This window comes from Streptomyces sp. NPDC050211, assembly GCF_040656035.1.
Taxonomy (GTDB): Bacteria; Actinomycetota; Actinomycetes; order Streptomycetales; family Streptomycetaceae; genus Streptomyces.
The window spans coordinates 1-17,625 of record NZ_JBFALC010000017.1 but is presented as its reverse complement, the minus strand read 5'-3'; the positions used below and the strand labels follow the sequence as shown (position 1 = coordinate 17,625).

Genomic DNA, 17,625 nt, shown 5'->3' with positions numbered 1-17,625 from the left:
TTTCCTTTTTGGGGCGGTTTCCTCTGTTGCGTTTCTGCGTTTCGTCCGTGGGGCCCGCGCCCTGGATCGGCGCGGGCCCCACTGTCGTACGACCGACTACTCCTGCTTCTTCCGCCGTGTCCCGAACACGATCTCGTCCCAGCTCGGCACCGCTGCCCGGCGGCCGGGGCGGACGCCGTCGGCTTCGGCCTGGCGGTCGGTGGAGCCGATCAGGCGGTCGCGGTGGCTGCCGACGGACCGGGGCATGAGGACGTCGGCGTAGGCGGAACCGGCCCCGGCCGATGCGGCGGGCGCGGGGGGTTCCTCCTCGGCGGGTTCGGGGGCGGCGGGAGGTTCCTCCACCGGATCCGGCGTCGGGCGTTCCGGGACGACCATGTCGCCGCGGAAGCTCGGCACCGCCTCCAGGAGGCTGGTCAGCGAGTCGCGTTCGCTAGTGCTCTCCACCTCGGGTTCGGGGGAGGGCGACGGCAGCACGGGACGATCCGGGCGGTCCATCGGGCGATCGCGCGGTAGCCGGGCGATACGCGGCACGAACGGGAAGCTGGGCTCCGCCGTGGCGAGGTCCTCGGACTCGCCGATCAGCGAGCGCGCCTCCTCGTCGACGGCCTGCACGAGCCGCCGGGGCGGGTCGTACGTCCAGCTCGCCGAGTGCGGTTCGCCCGCGACGAGGTAGACCAGCAGGACTTCCCAGGTGCCGTCGTCACGGCGCCACGAGTCCCACTGGACGCTGTCCTTCTCGGCGCCGCGCAGCAGCAGCCGCTCCTGGACGGTCTCGCCGAGCTGCGGTCCGGCGGCATTCTCACCGGGTCTGCGGACGGGTGTCTTGCGGGCCCGCTCGGCCATGAAGGCGCGCTCGGCCAGCACCGGACCCTCGAAGCGGCGTACGCGGTCGACCGGAATTCCGGCCATCTGCGCGACCTCTTCCGCGGTCGCACCCGCACGTATGCGCGCCTGGATGTCACGGGGGCGGAGATGGCTCTCCACCTCGATCTCGATCTGGCCGAGGCGCGGCCGGTCGCCACGCACGGCGGCGCGCAGCCGTTCATCAATCGGAAGGGTGTACTCCGTCGAGTCGGCAGCCTTGAGCACCAGCCGTGTGCCGTCATTGGAGACGGCCACGACACGCAGTTCGGGCATGGGGACCTCCCGGGTGGTGCCTGCCGACGTCACGTGCGTCGCTGCTTCCGCTAGTCGAGTGTGGCCTGCCCGGGTGCAGCCTGCCACAACCTTGCCGAGTTGCCCGGCGTGTCGGGCCAGGGCCCTGGATCGCCGTTATGGCACGGTTACCTATTCGCAACGCTAAGTGACAAACTCCGTCACCCTGTGCAACTAGCCCCCTCACGGCGGTCCTTGAAGGCCACGGACGCCCTGGCGGGAGACCGGACCCAGGGCTCGCAACAGTACTCCATTTGGACCACGTGCGTGGATTGGCTCGCCGCCCAACTTCTGGCAAGGGGTCGGACTTGGCCGTCCGGGCGCGGGTTTTCGGGATCTTGAACGTGGCGCACTTCACGCAATCGGTAGAAACGGAACCAATGGCTTCGCGCCTGCGTCCCGGGTCGGCTACGACCCCAGCACCCTCCGCAAGTAGTCGTTCTGGAACCGCCGTTCGGGATCGAGCCGATCCCGCAACGCCGTGAACTCCCCGAACCGGGGGTAGACCCCGGCGAAGTACTCGGCGTCCCGGGTGTGCACCTTGCCCCAGTGCGGCCGGCCCTCGTGCGCCGTGAAGATGCGTTCGGCGGCGGTGAAGTACGCCTGATAGGGCGTCCCCTTGAACATGTGGACGGCGATGTAGGCGGTGTCGCGGCCGGACGCCGTGGAGAGCGTGATGTCGTCCGCGGGGGCCGTGCGCACCTCGACCGGGAAACTGATCCTCAGGCCGGAGCGGTCGACCGTCGTCTTGAGTTCGCGCAGCGTCTCGACGAGGGCCTCGCGCGGAACGGCGTACTCCATCTCCACGAAGCGCACCCTGCGCGGAGAAGTGAAGACTTTGTAGGGAATATCGGTGTAAGTCCGCGCGGACAGCGCCTTGCTGGAGATCTGGGCGATCGCCGGGACGGTGGCGGGCACCGCGCGGCCGGCCCACTGGGCCACCTGGAAGACGCCGTTGGAGAGGAACTCGTCCTCGAACCAGCCCGCGAGCTGCCCCACCGGCTGTTCCGGGCCCGCGCTGCGGTTGTTGCGCTTGGTGTTGGTGTTGCCGGTGTGTGGGAACCAGTAGAACTCGAAGTGCTCGTTCTCCGCCCAGAGTTCGTCGAACCGGCTGGTGACCTGGTCCAGACTCATCGGCTCCTCACGGGCCGTGAGCAGGAAGATCGGCTCCACGGCGAAGGTGATCGCGGTGATGATGCCGAGGGCGCCGAGACCTGTGCGCGCGGCCGCGAAGACCTCCGGATTCTCCTTCTCCGAGCAGGTGAGCAGCGAGCCGTCGGCCGTGACCAGCTCAAGGCCCTTGATCTGGGCGGCTATCGAGGCCGAGTCGCGGCCGGTGCCGTGGGTGCCGGTGCTGGTGGCTCCGGAGACCGTCTGCTCCATGATGTCGCCCATGTTCGTGAGCGACAGGCCCTCACGGGCGAGAGCCATGTTGAGTCTCTTGAGCGGGGTGCCGGCCTCCACCGTGACCGTCCCGGCTTCGCGATCAATATTGCGGATGCCGGTCAACAGTTGAGGGCGGATCAACACCCCGTCGGTGGCGGCGACGGACGTGAACGAATGCCCGGAACCGACGGCCTTCACCGTCAGCCCGTCCTCCGCCGCCTTTCGTACGGCCGCGGCCAGTTCGTCCACGGAGGCGGGTTCGACCTGCCGCGCCGGCCGGGCGGCGACGGTGCCGCCCCAGTTACGCCACGTGCCGTTCCTGCCGCTCACTGTGGTGCTCAACGGTGCCTCCCCGCCGTGGGGCCGGCCTGCTGAGCCGGCGATACCCGAGGAAACCGACCGCGACCGCGACGGCCCCGGACACCGCCGGAACCCCGTACCCGGCACGCGCTCCGGCCGCGTCGATGACCCAGCCGGCCACGGAGGAGCCGAGTGCGACCCCGACCGCGAGCCCTGTGCTCACCCAGGTCATGCCTTCGGTGAGCTGCGCGCGTGGTACGTGCTCTTCGATGAGGGACATCGTCGTGATCATCGTGGGAGCGATGGACAGACCCGCAACGAACAGCGCCACGGCCAGAAACGGCAAGTTTCCGACCAGTAGGAGGGGGATCATACTCACGGCCATCATGAATACGCCCAGCAGCCAGCGACGTTCGGGCGCTCCATGGAACCGCAGCAGCCCGAACACGGCTCCTGCTACGCAGGAGCCCGCAGCGTAGATCGCCAGCACGAGGCTGGCCGCGCCCTTGTGTCCCTGCTCCTCGGCGAAGGCCACGGTGACCACGTCGACGGCCCCGAAGATCGCTCCGGTCGCCACGAAGGTGGCCACCAGGACCTGCAGACCGGGTGCGCGCAGCGCGCTGCCGCCGCGGTGGTGCTCGCGCGGATGCGGCTTCGGCTCGGTCGCCCGCTGTGCGGTGAGCCAGAAGACCCCGGCCGCCAGGAAGCAGGCGGCGAGCAGCGGTCCGGCCTCCGGGAACCACGCCGTGGACAGGCCGATGGAGATGATCGGCCCGAAGATGAAACAGATCTCGTCCACCACGGACTCGAAGGAGTACGCGGTGTGCAGCTGCGGGGTGCCCCGGTACAGGGCCGCCCAGCGGGCACGGATCATCGCCCCGATGCTCGGCACGCAGCCGATCCCGACGCAGGCCACGAACAGCACCCAGTCCGGCCACTCGTAGTGCGCGGCGAACAGCAGCAGTGCCGCCGCGACGAGCGACACCAGCGTCGCCGGGCGCAGCACCCGCCGCTGCCCGTACCGGTCCACCAGCCGTGACACCTGCGGGCCCGCGATCGCGGCCGCCAGCGCGATGGTGGCCGACAGGGCGCCCGCCAGCCCGTACCGCCCGGTGAGCTGGGAGATCATCGTGACGACGCCGATGCCCATCATCGACAGCGGCATCCGCCCGAGGAAGCCGGCGGCGGCGAAGCCCTTGGAGCCGGGGGCGGCGAACAGGGCGAGGTAGGGGCTGGGCACGGGGTCTCCGGTACGGCGGGTGCGGGTGTCCCTCGACCGGGCACGGGCCCGGCGCGGGCTGGGGTAAGGCGTAAAGAGGGCTGATACAGGTTACGAGCCATGTCACCCACGTGCACCACCGGGACCGCACTGCTCACCCCGCCGTTTCCCGGCTGTCAGTGCCGGGTGGCAGGATCGAGGCATGCCAGACGCGCTTGATGCCACCCCCTACGACGCCCTGCTCCTGCTCTCGTTCGGCGGCCCGGAGGGCCCGGACGACGTGGTCCCGTTCCTGGAGAACGTGACGCGAGGGCGCGGCATCCCCAAGGAACGCCTCAAGGAAGTCGGGCAGCACTACTTCCTGTTCGGCGGGGTCAGCCCGATCAACGACCAGAACCGTGCCCTTCTCGACGCTCTCCGCAAGGACTTCGCCGACCACGGCGTGGACCTGCCGATCTACTGGGGCAACCGCAACTGGGCGCCGTACCTGACGGACACCCTGCGCGAGATGGTCGCCGACGGCCGCCGCCGCATCCTGGTCCTCGCCACCAGCGCCTACGCCTCGTACTCGGGCTGCCGCCAGTACCGCGAGAACCTCGCGGACTCGCTCGCCCAGCTTCAGGCCGAGGGCCTGGAGCTGCCGAAGATCGACAAGCTCCGGCACTACTTCAACCACCCCGGCTTCCTGGAGCCCATGATCGACGGCGTGCTCCGATCACTGGCCGACCTCCCCGAGGACGTCCGGGACGGCGCGCACATCGCCTTCACCACCCACTCGATCCCGACCGCCGCCGCGGACACCTCCGGCCCGGTCGAGGACCACGGCGACGGCGGCGCCTACGTCGAGCAGCATCTGGACGTCGCGGAGTTGATCGCGGACGCCGTGCGCGAGCGCACCGGCGTCGACCACCCCTGGCAGCTGGTGTACCAGTCGCGCTCCGGAGCCCCGCACATCCCGTGGCTGGAGCCCGACATCTGCGACCACCTCGAGGAGCGCCACGCGGCCGGGGTCCCGGCGATCGTCATGGCGCCCATCGGCTTCGTCTCCGACCACATGGAGGTCCTGTACGACCTCGACACGGAGGCCAAGGCGAAGGGCGAGGAACTGGGGCTGCCGCTGCGCCGCTCCGCCACCGTCGGCGCCGACCCGCGGTTCGCCGCCGCGATCCGCGACCTCGTCCTGGAGCGGGTCGCCGTCGAGCGCGGCCAGGAGGTCACACCGTGCGCCCTGGGCGCCCTGGGCGCCCTGGGCCCGAGCCACCACCTCTGCCCGGTGGGCTGCTGCCCGGCCCGTGCCCCCCGCCCCGCCGCCGCGGGCGCCGACAGCACGTACGCGTGAGGAGCGCCGTGACCGACACCCTGCACTCGGACCTGCTCGCCCTGGCCCAGGAGGCCGCCCGACAGGCGGGCGAGCTGCTGCGTGACGGCCGCCCGGCCGACCTCGCGGTCGCCGCCACCAAGTCCAGCCCGATCGACGTGGTGACCGAGATGGACATCGCGGCCGAGAAGCTGATCACCGGCCTGATCGCCGACCGCCGCCCCGACGACGGTTTCCTTGGCGAGGAGGGTGCCTCGGTCGAGGGCTCGAGCGGCATCCGCTGGGTGATCGATCCGCTCGACGGCACCGTCAACTACCTGTACGGGCTGCCCACTTGGGCCGTCTCCATCGCGGCCGAGCAGAACGGCGAGCGAGTCGTCGGAGTCGTCGCGGCGCCGATGCGCGGTGAGACGTACCACGCGATACGCGGCGGCGGCGCGTGGGCCACGGGCGCGTGGGACGGCGAACGGAAGCTGACCTGCCGCCCGGCGCCGCCCCTCGACCAGGCCCTCGTCTCGACCGGCTTCAACTACGTCTCCGAAGTCCGCGCCCACCAGGCCGACGTCGTACAGAAACTCATCCCGCTCCTGCGGGACATCCGGCGCGGCGGCTCGGCCGCGGTCGACCTGTGCGACGTGGCCGCGGGCCGCCTGGACGGCTACTACGAGCGGGGCCTGCACCCTTGGGACCTGGCTGCCGGGGACCTCATCGCCCGCGAAGCAGGCGCGCTGACCGGCGGACGCCCTGCAGAGCCCCCGTCGAACGCCCTGACGGTCGCGGCCACCCCGGGCGTCTTCGAGCCCCTTCAGCGCCTCCTGGAGGACTTCGGCGCCTGGCACGACTGAGCAAGGACCACGACTGAGCAGGAACCACGTCCCCACACACAACAGTCCCCGGCGCTGGATTCGCCGGGGACTGTCGTCGTGCGTGTGCTGTGGATCAGACGCTGGACGCGCCGACCTCCACACCGTGTTCGGCCGCCAGGCGGCGCAGGTCGTCGAGCTCGCCCTGCTCCACCTCGACGAGGAAGTCGTCGCCCTCGTCACGAGCCCGCGTCAGGTCGGACTCGGTCGCCCTTATGCGCTGCAGAAGTCCTGCGGTGAATGCGTCCATGCTGCGCCCCCTCGTCCTGGGTCGTGGGTCGGTGGCACGGGGGTGTGCCGTTCGGAAGGGGCGATCACGTCTCCTGTGGATGCCCAGCGCTGCCCGGGCTGGGCGGCGACGGTGCCGGACACCCACGCCCGCTCTGCGGAAAGCGGTTTGCGGCGTACCACATGGTGCTGCGGTACATGCAGAGCGTGATCGCGGGGTGTAATCGGTCCTCCCCCCGCTCCCTCCCGCGGAAACCTCAACCGGAGGAGAAAATCTCGTATTCCCGGTCGCCGCACGCTCCTCCAGGGCCCCGGTTCCTTGCCTTACCGCCGACTTATGGCCGAAAAGGGCAGGATGGAGGTCAACAATCCCACGTAGACCCTGCCCGCGTGCGCCCTGGAGGCGCTACGCGGGTGGACACAGGAAGGACAAGCGACGTGCGCGTACTCGTCGTCGAGGACGAGCAACTGCTCGCCGATGCGGTGGCCACCGGACTGCGCCGGGAGGCCATGGCCGTCGACGTCGTGTACGACGGTGCGGCCGCCCTGGAGCGCATCGGCGTCAACGACTACGACGTGGTCGTCCTCGACCGTGACCTCCCGCTGGTGCACGGCGACGACGTCTGCCGCAAGATCGTCGAACTCGGCATGCCCACACGCGTGCTGATGCTCACGGCGTCGGGCGACGTCAGCGACCGGGTCGAGGGCCTGGAGATCGGCGCCGACGACTATCTCCCCAAGCCCTTCGCGTTCAGCGAGCTGACGGCACGCGTGCGTGCCCTGGGCCGGCGCACCAGCGTGCCGCTGCCGCCCGTCCTGGAGCGCGCCGGCATCAAGCTCGACCCGAACCGCCGCGAGGTCTTCCGCGACGGTAAGGAAGTCCAGCTCGCGCCGAAGGAGTTCGCCGTCCTCGAGGTGCTGATGCGCAGCGAGGGCGCGGTCGTCTCCGCGGAACAGCTGCTGGAGAAGGCCTGGGACGAGAACACGGACCCGTTCACCAACGTCGTGCGCGTGACCGTGATGACCCTGCGCCGCAAGCTGGGCGAGCCGCCCGTCATCGTCACCGTCCCCGGCTCCGGTTACCGGATCTGATCCAGTGGCCGCCACACCGGCGCCTCCCCAGGCGCCCCCGAAGCCCACCTGGGACCCCCGCAGGCCGGAGGCCCCGTTCCCCTGGCTGCGCCCGACCATCCGGATAAGGCTCACGCTGCTGTACGGCGGCATGTTCCTGATCGCGGGCATCCTGCTGCTGTCGATCATCTATCTGCTCGCCGCCCAGGCGCTGAATGTCGGCAGCGATCTGCCCTTCAAGATCACTAAGGGGCAGGTCACCAGCAATGTCTGTGACCTGCCGGCGAGCGCCACCCCCGACGTGTTCAACGACGCGATGAACGCGTGCGTCAACGAACAGCGCCAGCACGCCCTGGACAACCTCCTCAGCCGCTCGCTGCTGGCCCTCCTCGGCCTCGCCGTGATCGCCTTCGCCTTCGGCTACGCCATGGCGGGCCGCGTCCTGTCGCCGCTCGGCCGGATTCTGCGCACGGCACGCGCGGTGGCGGGCTCGGACCTGTCCCGCAGGATCGAGCTGGACGGCCCGGACGACGAGATCAAGGAACTGGCGGACACCTTCGACGACATGCTGGAGCGGCTGCAGAGAGCCTTCACCGCCCAGCAGCGCTTCGTCGGAAACGCGTCTCACGAGCTGCGCACCCCGCTCGCGATCAACCGCACGCTCCTGGAAGTGCACCTGTCCGACCCGCAGGCGCCGGTGGAGCTCCAGCAGCTCGGCAAGACGCTGCTGGCCACCAACGAGCGCAGCGAGCAACTCGTGGAGGGCCTGCTCCTCCTCGCGCGCAGCGACAACCAGATCGTCGAGCGCAAACCGGTGGACCTCGCCGAGGTCGCCGCGCAGGCCGTCGACCAGGTGCACGCCGAGGCGCAGGCCAAGGGCGTACGGATCCAGAGCGAGCAGAAACCGGCGGTGGTCCAGGGCAATGGCGTACTACTGGAGCGGATCGCGCTGAACCTCGTGCAGAACGCCGTGCGGTACAACGTCCCGGAGGGCGGCTGGGTCGAGGTCAGCACCGAGGTCCAGCACGGTCAGGCGGTCCTGGTCGTCACGAACACGGGCCCGGTCGTCCCGGCGTACGAGATCGACAATCTCTTCGAGCCGTTCAGACGGCTGCGCACCGAGCGCACGGGCAGCGACAAGGGCGTCGGACTCGGGCTGTCCATCGCCCGGTCCGTGGCCCGGGCACACGGCGGGCACATCACCGCGCAACCGCGCGAGGGGGGAGGGCTCATGATGAGGGTCACCCTGCCCGTCTGAGATCATGCCGCGACACACACGGGGATGTTCGCTTTGCGCGGAATTTTCAAGGGCCGCTCTCGGCGTCTCCGTGTGTGATCGATCACAAAGGCAACTTTCCGGCCATCTACTCTCAGTGATCATGCACCCTGTCGGAAAGCCGGGAAAATCCCGGTTTTCGGGGACCTTGATCACGGGAAGTACACGGTGAGACGCCTTTGAAGTGCGGCATCGGGACCGTGTACGGTCCGCATCGCCATCCAAGCCGATCACTCTTGAGGAGTCCGGTTGGGTGTCGATTGAGTAACAGACCTTGATGTGAGGCAAAATCTCCGCCTCGGGTCGGGCACAAGTCCGGCCTCTCACGCGTTACGTGCGCTGGAGACACCACAGACACCCAGAGGGGGAGAGCGACATGGCAACGGATTACGACACCCCACGCAAGACCGACGACGACGTCGACTCGGACAGCCTTGAAGAGCTCAAGGCCCGTAGGAACGACAAGTCGACCTCCGCAGTGGACGTCGACGAGTTCGAGGCCGCCGAAGGCCTTGAGCTGCCCGGCGCGGACCTCTCGAACGAGGAGCTGGCCGTCCGGGTGCTGCCCAAGCAGCAGGACGAGTTCACTTGCATGAGCTGCTTCCTGGTGCACCACCGCAGCCAGCTGGCCCGGGAGAAGAACGGTCAGCCGATCTGCCGCGACTGCGACTGAGGACGGGTCGGCCGTGACTGGCTCGACCCCTCCCTGGAAGCGCCGCTTCCCGAGGGGAGCGGACGAAGGGCCGCTGGGCGGTCCTCATGGCGCGCGTGACGACGAGCGGGGCTCATCCGATTCAGGATCGGCCTCGCTCGAACCGGCCGACCGGGCCGACCTCCCGGTGCCGGTCCCGACGGAGGCTCCGGCACCCGTCGCACGGAGACGTGCGGCGGTCTTCCGGGACAAGGCCAGGGAAGGCGTCCGCAAGAGTGGCAGCCGGGCCCGGGCGGGCCTGGCGTACCTCGCCGACCGGCTGATCGAGATCGCCCCGCGGATCCCCGTACGCGACCTCGAGACACTGCGCCGGCAGTTCCCGGGCCTCGGGCCCGAGCAACTCGCGGACAAGCTCGTGACGGGCGCGGCCAACGCGACGTCCACGGTCGGCGCCGGCATCGGAGCGGCGGCCATGCTGCCGGTACCGCCCGCGATGCCGACCGAACTGGCCGCCGAGATCACCGGCGTCGCGGCCATAGAGCTGAAACTGATCGCCGAACTGCACGAGGTCTACGGCGTACGTCCGCCCGGCAATCTCAAGCAGCGCAGCACCGCGTATCTGAACTCCTGGTCGGGAGAGCGCGGGGTCGACGTGACGAAGCCGTCGACGTTCAGTGCGGCGATGAACGGACAGATGAAGCGCCAGCTGCGCCAGCAGATCATGAAGCGCATGGTCCGCAACCTGCCGAACCTGATGCCGTTCATGGTCGGGGCCGCGGTCGGGGCGGTCATGAACCGCAGAGACACCCGCAAGCTCGCCGAGCACATCCGCAAGGACCTGCGCAAGGCACAGGTGCCGTGGGAGACGCTGACCGAGCTGCCACCGCTGGAGACTCCCGCGGATCCGTTGCGTCTCGGCGAGATCCCCAAGGAACTCGGGAACTGAACCGAATCTTTGCCCGGCAGGCAGAATCTTTGCCTAGGCGGCCGCCGCCCGCGCGGCCTTCAGCGCCTCCGCCAGCCGCTCGGGCTCCCGCGTCGACAGGTACAGATACGGCGTCGGGTCGTCCGGGTCGGTGACCTCGACCTTCAGCGCGGTCGGGATGTAGGCGCGCAGCAGCAGGAACGCGCGCGTGTCCGCCTTGTACGTGCGCCAGGCGCGCGCCTCCTCCGGGTCGAGGATCTCCGCCTCACCCAGGGCCGTCACCGGGATCTTCGCCTCGCCCGCGATCAGCGAGCCGCCGACGACGCGGATGCGCGGCGAGCCGTACGAACTGGCGACGACGGCCGCGGCCGCGGTGCCGCCGGCCAGGCCGCCGAGCATCGGCAGCGTGCCGAACGGCAGCAGGATCAGCGCCATGGAGACCCCGACCAGGAAGCTGATCAGCCACCAGGAGCGGGGAGCGGTCAGGCGTTCTTCGTACGGGGTGGCGGAGAGCTGCATACGGCCAAGCTTGGCACGGTGTCGGTATCAGGTCGGCGCGCGGGTAAGGTCTGCGGCTGTGAGTGGTTCGTCCGGAGTTCTCAAGCCCCCCGCCGACGCCAGGAAGCCGGTGCGTCATCCCGACGCCCCCGCGCCCGGTGAACTGCTCGGCGCGCACTACGGCCAGTGCTTCGGCTGCGGCGGCGAGCAGGCCCACGGACTGCATCTGGAGGCGCGGGCGGGCGAGGGTGTCTCCCTCACCGCCGAGTTCACCGTGCGGACCGCACACCAGGGCGCCCCGGGGCTCGCGCACGGCGGTGTGCTGGCGACCGCCCTCGACGAGGCCCTCGGCTCGCTGAACTGGATGCTGCGGACGATCGCCGTGACCGGCCGCCTGGAGACGGACTTCGTCGCGCCGGTGGCGGTGGGCACCACACTGCATCTGACCGCCGAGGTCGTGGCGGTGGCCGGGCGGAAGATCTACTCGACGGCCGTCGGACGCATCGACGGTCCCGACGGACCCGTGGCCGTCCGCGCCGATGCGCTCTTCATCGAGGTGAAGGTCGATCACTTCGTCGACAACGGCCGCCCGGAGGAGATCCGGGCCGCCATGGACGACCCGGACCAGATCAGGCGTGCCCGCGCCTTCGAGGTGAATCCGTGAGCCGTGACCCCGTGAACGTGCTGATCCGGCGCGTCGACCCGGACGTACCGCTTCCGTCGTACGCGCACCCCGGTGACGCGGGAGCCGATCTGCGCACCACCGAGGCGTGCGTACTGGAGCCCGGTGAGCGGGCCGTGCTGCCCACGGGGGTGTCTGTCGCGCTCCCGGAGGGGTACGCGGCCTTCGTGCACCCGCGCTCCGGTCTTGCCGCCCGCTGCGGTGTCGCCCTCGTCAATGCCCCGGGGACGGTTGATGCCGGGTACCGTGGAGAGATCAAGGTGATCGTGGTGAATCTCGACCCGCGCGAGGCCGTGCGGTTCGAGCGCTTCGACCGGATTGCCCAACTGGTCGTCCAGCAGGTCGAGAGGGTCCGCTTCCAGGAGGTCGCGGAGCTTCCCGGGTCGGCGCGGGCCGAAGGGGGCTTCGGATCCACCGGCGGCCATGCCGCGGTGACCGGAACGAGCAGCACAAGCGGTCAGGCCGCCGTGGGCGGCGCGACGGGTGGGAATCGATACGCTTCGGTCGTATCCGACCGGGAAGGACAGTGACGTGTTCGGACGTCGCAAGAAGAAGGGTGCCGCCGACGACGCGGCCGGCGAGGCCGAGCAGGTCGTCGACAGTGTCGACACTGAGGCGGACGTTGAGGTAGAGAGCGGGCGCGTGCGGCTCGAGCCGGAGCCGCGGCCCGACGGGCCCTGGGACAGCTCCGAGGTGAGCGACCCGGCCGAGGGCCGGGTCGACCTGGGCGGCATCTTCGTGCCGGGTGTCGAGGGCATGGAGCTGCGGGTCGAGGTCGCGGGCGACGCGATCGTCGCGGCGACCGTCGTGCTGCGCGACAGCGCCGTCCAGTTGCAGGCCTTCGCCGCTCCCAAGCGCGAGGGCATCTGGGGCGAAGTACGTGAGGAGATCGCCGGCGGCATCACTCAGCAGGGTGGCATCGTCGACGAGGTCGAGGGTCCGCTGGGCTGGGAGCTGCGCGCCCAGGTGCCGGTGCAACTGCCGGACGGCACGGGCGGCTTCCAGGTCGTGCGGTTCGTCGGGGTGGACGGGCCCCGCTGGTTCCTGCGCGGGGTGATCTCCGGGCAGGGCGCGGTGCAGCCGCAGGCCGCGGGGCTGCTCGAGCAGATCTTCCGGGACACGGTCGTGGTCCGCGGCGACGGCCCGATGGCGCCCCGCGACCCGATCGTCCTGAAGCTGCCGAACGACGCTCAGATGGTCCCCGAGAGCGTCCAGCAGGAGGAGGCGGGCTCGCGCTTCTCCGGTGGCATGGGGCAGTTGCAGCGCGGGCCGGAGATCACCGAGGTCCGCTAGTCAGACACGAGAAGGGCCGCATCCCGGGTTCGGGGTGCGGCCCTTTTTCGTGCGCGGAACCGTCAGGGTTCTGTCAAAGACGTCCCCTGGCGCCTACCGCGTCCCGTTTGTCCACATCGTTGGCCGTAAGGTCGACGCTGCGTACGCAGCAGTGAACGGGAAGACAATAGGGCCATGGGACGCGGCAAGCTTCGGATCTACCTCGGTGCGGCACCGGGCGTGGGCAAGACGTACGCGATGCTGTCCGAGGCGCACCGGCGGGTGGAGCGGGGCACGGACTGTGTGGTCGCGTTCGTGGAGCATCACGGCCGCCCGCGGACCGAGGTGATGCTGCACGGTCTGGAGCAGATCCCGCGCCGGGAACTGGAGTACCGCGGCGGTCTCTTCACGGAGATGGACGTCGATGCGGTCCTCGCGCGCCGCCCGAGAGTCGCCCTGGTCGACGAGCTGGCGCATACGAACATTCCCGGGTCGCGGAATGCCAAGCGGTGGCAGGACGTGGAGGAGTTGCTGGCTGCCGGGATCGATGTGGTCTCGACGGTGAACATCCAGCATCTGGAGTCCCTCGGCGACGTCGTCGAGTCGATCACAGGGGTGCGGCAGCGGGAGACGGTGCCGGACGAGGTGGTGCGCCGAGCGGATCAGATAGAGCTGGTCGACATGTCGCCGCAGGCGCTGCGCCGGCGGATGGCGCACGGCAACATATACCGGCCGGACAAGGTGGATGCGGCGCTGTCGAACTACTTCCGGCCCGGGAATCTGACGGCGTTGCGGGAATTGGCGCTGTTGTGGGTGGCGGACCGGGTCGATGAGTATCTGCAGCAGTACCGCAGTGAGCATCGGGTGTCGGCGATCTGGGGTTCGCGGGAGCGGATCGTGGTGGGGCTGACCGGCGGACCGGAGGGGCGGACGCTGATCCGGCGGGCGGCGCGGCTGGCGGAGAAGGGGGCCGGCGGTGAGGTGCTGGCGGTGTACATCGCCCGCAGTGACGGGCTCACGTCCGCCTCGCCCAAGGAACTGGCGGTCCAGCGCACGCTTGTCGAGGACCTGGGCGGCACGTTTCATCACGTGGTCGGGGACGACGTTCCTGCCGCCCTGCTGGACTTCGCGCGCGGAGTGAACGCCACGCAGATCGTGCTCGGCGTATCCCGGCGCAAGAGCTGGCAGTACGTCTTCGGGCCGGGCGTGGGGGCGACGGTCGCCCGGGACTCCGGGCCCGATCTCGACGTCCACCTGATCACCCACGACGAGGCGGGCAAGGGACGGGGCCTGCCCGCCGCCCGGGGCGCGCGCCTCGGGCGGTCCAGGATCATCTGGGGCTGGCTGGTCGGACTGGCCGGCCCGGCGCTTCTGGCGGTGCTGCTGAACGCCGTCGATCTCGGCCTGGCCAACAACATGCTGCTCTTCCTGACGGTGGTCGTGGCGGCGGCGCTGCTCGGCGGGCTCTTCCCGGCGCTGGCCTCGGCGGCCTTCGGGTCGCTGCTGCTGAACTACTTCTTCACCAGGCCCCAGTACCGGCTGACCATCGCGGACCCGAAGAACATCGTCGCCCTCGTGATCTTCGTCGCGGTGGCGGTGTCGGTGGCGTCGGTGGTGGATCTGGCGGCCCGGCGTACCCAGCAGGCGGCACGGCTGCGGGCCGAGTCGGAGATCCTGTCGTTCCTGGCGGGCAATGTGCTGCGCGGTGAGACCGGGCTGGAGGAGCTGCTGGAGCGGGTGCGGGAGACGTTCGGGATGGAGTCGGCGGCGCTGCTGGAGCGGCAGAGCGATGTGGAGCCGTGGACCTGCGCGGGCAGTGTGGGGCCGCGGCCGTGCGCGAGCCCGGAGGACGCGGACGTGGACGTGCCGGTGGGCGACCACATGGCGCTGGCGCTGACCGGGCGGGTGCTGCCGGCGGAGGACCGGCGAGTGCTGGCCGCGTTCGCCGCGCAGGCCGCGGTGGTGCTGGACCGGCGGCGGCTGCGGGCGGAGGCCGACCGGGCCCGGGCGCTGGCGGAGGGCAACCGCATCCGCACCGCGCTGCTGGCCGCCGTCAGCCACGACCTGCGCACCCCGCTGGCCGGCATCAAGGCGGCGGTGACCAGCCTGCGCTCGGACGACGTGGCGTGGTCGGAGGAGGACCAGGCGGAGCTGCTGGAGGGCATCGAGGACGGCGCCGACCGCCTCGACCACCTCGTGGGCAACCTGCTGGACATGTCCCGGCTGCAGACCGGCACGGTCACTCCGATCATCCGGGAGATCGACCTGGACGAGGTGGTGCCGATGGCGCTGGGCGGGGTGCCCGAGGACAGCGTGGATCTCGACATCCCCGAGACCTTGCCCATGGTGTCCGTCGACGCCGGGCTGCTGGAGCGCGCGGTGGCCAACCTGGTCGAGAACGCCGTCAAATACAGCCCGGACGGCAAGCCCGTCCTGGTGTCCGCCAGCGCCATCGCCGACCGAGTCGAGGTGCGGGTGGTCGACCGCGGGCCCGGCGTCCCCGACGAGGCCAAGGAGCGTATCTTCGAGCCCTTCCAGCGCTACGGCGACGCCCCGCGCGGCGCCGGAGTCGGCCTCGGTCTCGCCGTCGCCCGCGGTTTCGCCGAGGCGATGGACGGCACCCTGCACGCCGAGGACACCCCCGGCGGCGGCCTCACCATGGTCCTCTCCCTCCACGGGACCGGCTCCCGCCCGCCGGACCCGGCCGGACCGCACGCGCAGGAACCTCTTCACCCCGCTCGACCGGAAAGGCAGTCCCTATGACCCGGGTGCTCGTGATCGACGACGAGCCGCAGATCGTGCGCGCCCTAGTGATCAACCTCAAGGCCCGCAAGTACGAGGTCGACGCGGCCCACGACGGTGCCACCGCCCTCCAGCTCGCCGCCGCCCGCCACCCCGACGTCGTGGTGCTCGACCTGGGACTGCCCGACCTCGACGGCGTCGACGTGATCAAGGGGCTGCGCGGCTGGACCCGGGTGCCGATCATCGTGCTCTCCGCCCGGCACACCTCGGACGAGAAGGTCGAGGCGCTGGACGCGGGCGCCGACGACTACGTCACCAAGCCCTTCGGCATGGACGAGCTGCTCGCCCGGCTGCGGGCCGCCGTCCGCCGCGCCGAGCCCAACGGGGGCGGCGAGGACGACGTGACGGTGGAGACCGACGAGTTCACCGTCGACCTGGCCGCCAAGAAGGTCAATCGCGCCGGCAAGGACGTACGGCTGACCCCCACGGAGTGGCACCTCCTGGAAGTCCTCGTCCGCAACAGCGGCCGCCTGGTCAGCCAGAAGCAGCTGCTGCAAGAGGTCTGGGGACCGTCGTACGGGACGGAGACGAACTACCTGCGGGTGTACATGGCCCAGCTCAGAAGGAAGCTGGAGGCCGACCCGTCGCACCCGAAGCACTTCATCACCGAGCCGGGGATGGGGTACCGGTTCGAGCTCTAGCACCGGGGGTACGTAGCTATCGGCGGGCCCCGGTACGCTTCAGATATGAGTGGTGTTCCTCGTTCCGAGAAGCCGGTGGGCCGGTTCCGGCGCATGCTCGACCGGCTCTCCTCGTCGCAGGAGGACCTGGAGTCGGAGGAGCTGCGCGAGGACGCCGACACCGCAGGCTGTATCCGCATCGGTGACTGCCACGACCGTCAGATAGTGACGGTTACTGGTACCTTGCGCACGGTCACCCTGCGGCCGCGTGCCGGAGTCCCGGCGCTGGAGGCCGAGTTGTTCGACGGCTCCGCCGCGCTGGACGTGGTGTGGCTCGGCCGGCGCTCCATCGTCGGGATAGAGCCCGGACGCAAGCTGATCGCATCGGGCCGGATCTCGATGAGCCGGGGACGCCGTGTGCTGTTCAACCCGAAATACGAACTGAGACCCCTCGGACGGGAGTAGCCGGTGACGTCGCTCGACAAGCCGACCACAGACACCGAAGACACCGCAGCCGCCGGGCACGACGCCCGGGCGGTGACCGAGGCAGCGCTGTTCGAGGCGTTCGGCGGCCTGCGGGGCATGATCGAGACGGTGTTGCCCGGTCTTCTCTTCGTCACCATCTACACGATCAACAAGGATCTGCATCTGTCGGCGATCGCCGCCCTCGGTGTGTCCCTGCTGCTGGTCGTGGTCCGTCTGGCGATGAGGGACACCGTCAAGCACGCCTTCAGCGGAGTCTTCGGCGTCGCGTTCGGTGTCGTGTTCGCGATGATGACGGGCAATGCCAAGGACTTCTACCTGCCCGGCATGCTCTACACGCTGGGCCTGGCGCTCGCGTACATCATCACGACCCTGGCCGGCGTCCCGCTGCTCGGTCTGATCCTCGGCCCGGTCTTCAAGGAGAACCTCTCCTGGCGCACCCGCAACCCGGGCCGCAAGAAGGCGTACGCCAAGGCCAGTTACGCCTGGGGACTGATCCTGCTCGCCAAGTGCGCGATCCTCTTCCCGCTGTACTGGTGGGCCGACACCACCCAGCTCGGCTGGGTCCTGGTCGCCCTGAAGATCCCGCCGTTCCTGCTGGCCGTCTGGCTGACCTGGGTGTTCCTCGCGAAGGCCCCGGCACCGATCGACGTCTTCGCCGAGATGGAGGCGGAGGAGCAGGCCGAAAAGGAACGCAAGGAAGCCCTCACGCAGGAGCACGACGAGGCCACGGCGGGCCGGCACCGCCGGGACGCCTAGCAAGCGGTTCTACGACGACGGAGGGCGGCCCCCCCATCGCGGGGGGGCCCCCCGGGGGGGGACCCAGGAACAGGGCAGAGGACCCGGGGGGGGCGCCCCCCCCCCCCCAGAACCAC

General features: G+C 70.1%; 18 protein-coding genes. 13 read left to right on the top strand and 5 right to left on the bottom strand.

Features of this window, described 5'->3' with window-relative positions:
- Positions 1-96: 96 nt before the first annotated feature.
- From sepH to AB0I98_RS19265, 3 genes are all read right to left on the bottom strand, one after another.
- Positions 97-1,137: a septation protein SepH gene (gene sepH, locus AB0I98_RS19275; protein WP_362943015.1), complete on the bottom strand. Its 1,041-nt coding sequence runs from the start codon at positions 1,135-1,137 to the stop codon at positions 97-99.
- A gap of 426 nt (positions 1,138-1,563) precedes the next feature.
- Positions 1,564-2,883, bottom strand: a complete 1,320-nt coding sequence (locus tag AB0I98_RS19270; protein ID WP_362943012.1) for a D-arabinono-1,4-lactone oxidase — start codon at positions 2,881-2,883, stop codon at positions 1,564-1,566.
- Positions 2,843-4,081: an MFS transporter gene (locus tag AB0I98_RS19265; RefSeq protein ID WP_362943009.1), complete on the bottom strand. Its 1,239-nt coding sequence runs from the start codon at positions 4,079-4,081 to the stop codon at positions 2,843-2,845. The genes AB0I98_RS19270 and AB0I98_RS19265 overlap by 41 nt, the downstream gene beginning before the upstream one ends.
- A 181-nt stretch (positions 4,082-4,262) precedes the next feature.
- Between AB0I98_RS19265 and AB0I98_RS19260 the strand changes: the two genes are divergently transcribed.
- Positions 4,263-5,399 carry a ferrochelatase gene (locus AB0I98_RS19260; protein WP_362943006.1) on the top strand — a complete coding sequence of 379 codons (1,137 nt, stop codon included), beginning with the start codon at positions 4,263-4,265 and terminating at the stop codon, positions 5,397-5,399.
- 8 nt (positions 5,400-5,407) lie between these two features.
- Positions 5,408-6,223: an inositol monophosphatase family protein gene (locus tag AB0I98_RS19255; protein WP_362943003.1), complete on the top strand. Its 816-nt coding sequence runs from the start codon at positions 5,408-5,410 to the stop codon at positions 6,221-6,223.
- 94 nt (positions 6,224-6,317) lie between these two features.
- On the opposite strand, the gene AB0I98_RS19250 is transcribed toward AB0I98_RS19255, so the two are convergent.
- Positions 6,318-6,491, bottom strand: coding sequence for a hypothetical protein (locus AB0I98_RS19250; RefSeq protein WP_003997305.1), 174 nt, complete (start codon positions 6,489-6,491; stop codon positions 6,318-6,320).
- A 416-nt stretch (positions 6,492-6,907) separates the two neighbouring features.
- Between AB0I98_RS19250 and AB0I98_RS19245 the strand changes: the two genes are divergently transcribed.
- The 4 genes from AB0I98_RS19245 (at position 6,908) to AB0I98_RS19230 (ending at position 10,414) form a co-directional block, all read left to right on the top strand.
- Positions 6,908-7,561, top strand: a complete 654-nt coding sequence (locus AB0I98_RS19245; RefSeq protein ID WP_007385219.1) for a response regulator transcription factor — start codon at positions 6,908-6,910, stop codon at positions 7,559-7,561.
- Between the two features lie 4 nt (positions 7,562-7,565).
- On the top strand, positions 7,566-8,798 hold the full coding sequence (locus AB0I98_RS19240; RefSeq protein WP_362943000.1) for a HAMP domain-containing sensor histidine kinase: 1,233 nt from the start codon (positions 7,566-7,568) through the stop codon (positions 8,796-8,798).
- Positions 8,799-9,192: 394 nt separating this feature from the next.
- Positions 9,193-9,489: a DUF4193 domain-containing protein gene (locus AB0I98_RS19235; RefSeq protein WP_005481602.1), complete on the top strand. Its 297-nt coding sequence runs from the start codon at positions 9,193-9,195 to the stop codon at positions 9,487-9,489.
- 13 nt (positions 9,490-9,502) lie between these two features.
- Positions 9,503-10,414, top strand: a complete 912-nt coding sequence (locus AB0I98_RS19230) for a hypothetical protein (RefSeq protein ID WP_362942997.1) — start codon at positions 9,503-9,505, stop codon at positions 10,412-10,414.
- Positions 10,415-10,447: 33 nt separating this feature from the next.
- Here the strand turns inward: AB0I98_RS19230 and AB0I98_RS19225 are convergent, their stop codons facing one another.
- Complete coding sequence (locus tag AB0I98_RS19225) at positions 10,448-10,912, bottom strand: DUF3093 domain-containing protein (protein ID WP_362942995.1); 465 nt, start codon at positions 10,910-10,912, stop codon at positions 10,448-10,450.
- A 58-nt stretch (positions 10,913-10,970) separates the two neighbouring features.
- Between AB0I98_RS19225 and AB0I98_RS19220 the strand changes: the two genes are divergently transcribed.
- From AB0I98_RS19220 to AB0I98_RS19190, 7 genes are all read left to right on the top strand, one after another.
- A complete protein-coding gene (locus AB0I98_RS19220) occupies positions 10,971-11,555 on the top strand; it encodes a PaaI family thioesterase (protein WP_362942993.1) in 585 nt (194 codons plus the stop codon).
- The gene (gene dut / locus AB0I98_RS19215; RefSeq protein WP_362942990.1) at positions 11,552-12,103 is read left to right on the top strand and encodes a dUTP diphosphatase; all 552 of its coding nucleotides are present in this window, start codon (positions 11,552-11,554) and stop codon (positions 12,101-12,103) included. The genes AB0I98_RS19220 and dut overlap by 4 nt, the downstream gene beginning before the upstream one ends.
- A 1-nt stretch (position 12,104) precedes the next feature.
- Positions 12,105-12,866, top strand: coding sequence for a DUF3710 domain-containing protein (locus tag AB0I98_RS19210; protein WP_362942987.1), 762 nt, complete (start codon positions 12,105-12,107; stop codon positions 12,864-12,866).
- 174 nt (positions 12,867-13,040) lie between these two features.
- The gene (locus tag AB0I98_RS19205; protein WP_362942984.1) at positions 13,041-15,608 is read left to right on the top strand and encodes a sensor histidine kinase KdpD; all 2,568 of its coding nucleotides are present in this window, start codon (positions 13,041-13,043) and stop codon (positions 15,606-15,608) included.
- On the top strand, positions 15,605-16,288 hold the full coding sequence (locus AB0I98_RS19200) for a response regulator (protein ID WP_362942981.1): 684 nt from the start codon (positions 15,605-15,607) through the stop codon (positions 16,286-16,288). The genes AB0I98_RS19205 and AB0I98_RS19200 overlap by 4 nt, the downstream gene beginning before the upstream one ends.
- Before the next feature lie 45 nt (positions 16,289-16,333).
- Positions 16,334-16,732, top strand: a complete 399-nt coding sequence (locus tag AB0I98_RS19195) for an OB-fold nucleic acid binding domain-containing protein (RefSeq protein ID WP_362942978.1) — start codon at positions 16,334-16,336, stop codon at positions 16,730-16,732.
- A 3-nt stretch (positions 16,733-16,735) separates the two neighbouring features.
- Positions 16,736-17,509: a DUF3159 domain-containing protein gene (locus AB0I98_RS19190; RefSeq protein WP_362942975.1), complete on the top strand. Its 774-nt coding sequence runs from the start codon at positions 16,736-16,738 to the stop codon at positions 17,507-17,509.
- Positions 17,510-17,625: the final 116 nt, after the last annotated feature.

Excerpts from the sequence above, each read along its gene's own strand:
- AB0I98_RS19250 (WP_003997305.1), bottom strand. The coding sequence starts at position 6,491 with ATGGACGCATTCACCGCAGGACTTCTGCAGCGCATAAGGGCGACCGAG.
- AB0I98_RS19235 (WP_005481602.1), top strand. The coding sequence starts at position 9,193 with ATGGCAACGGATTACGACACCCCACGCAAGACCGACGACGACGTCGAC.
- AB0I98_RS19205 (WP_362942984.1), top strand. The coding sequence starts at position 13,041 with ATGGGACGCGGCAAGCTTCGGATCTACCTCGGTGCGGCACCGGGCGTG.
- sepH (WP_362943015.1), bottom strand. The coding sequence starts at position 1,137 with ATGCCCGAACTGCGTGTCGTGGCCGTCTCCAATGACGGCACACGGCTG.
- AB0I98_RS19195 (WP_362942978.1), top strand. The coding sequence starts at position 16,334 with ATGAGTGGTGTTCCTCGTTCCGAGAAGCCGGTGGGCCGGTTCCGGCGC.
- AB0I98_RS19200 (WP_362942981.1), top strand. The coding sequence starts at position 15,605 with ATGACCCGGGTGCTCGTGATCGACGACGAGCCGCAGATCGTGCGCGCC.
- AB0I98_RS19260 (WP_362943006.1), top strand. The coding sequence starts at position 4,263 with ATGCCAGACGCGCTTGATGCCACCCCCTACGACGCCCTGCTCCTGCTC.
- AB0I98_RS19225 (WP_362942995.1), bottom strand. The coding sequence starts at position 10,912 with ATGCAGCTCTCCGCCACCCCGTACGAAGAACGCCTGACCGCTCCCCGC.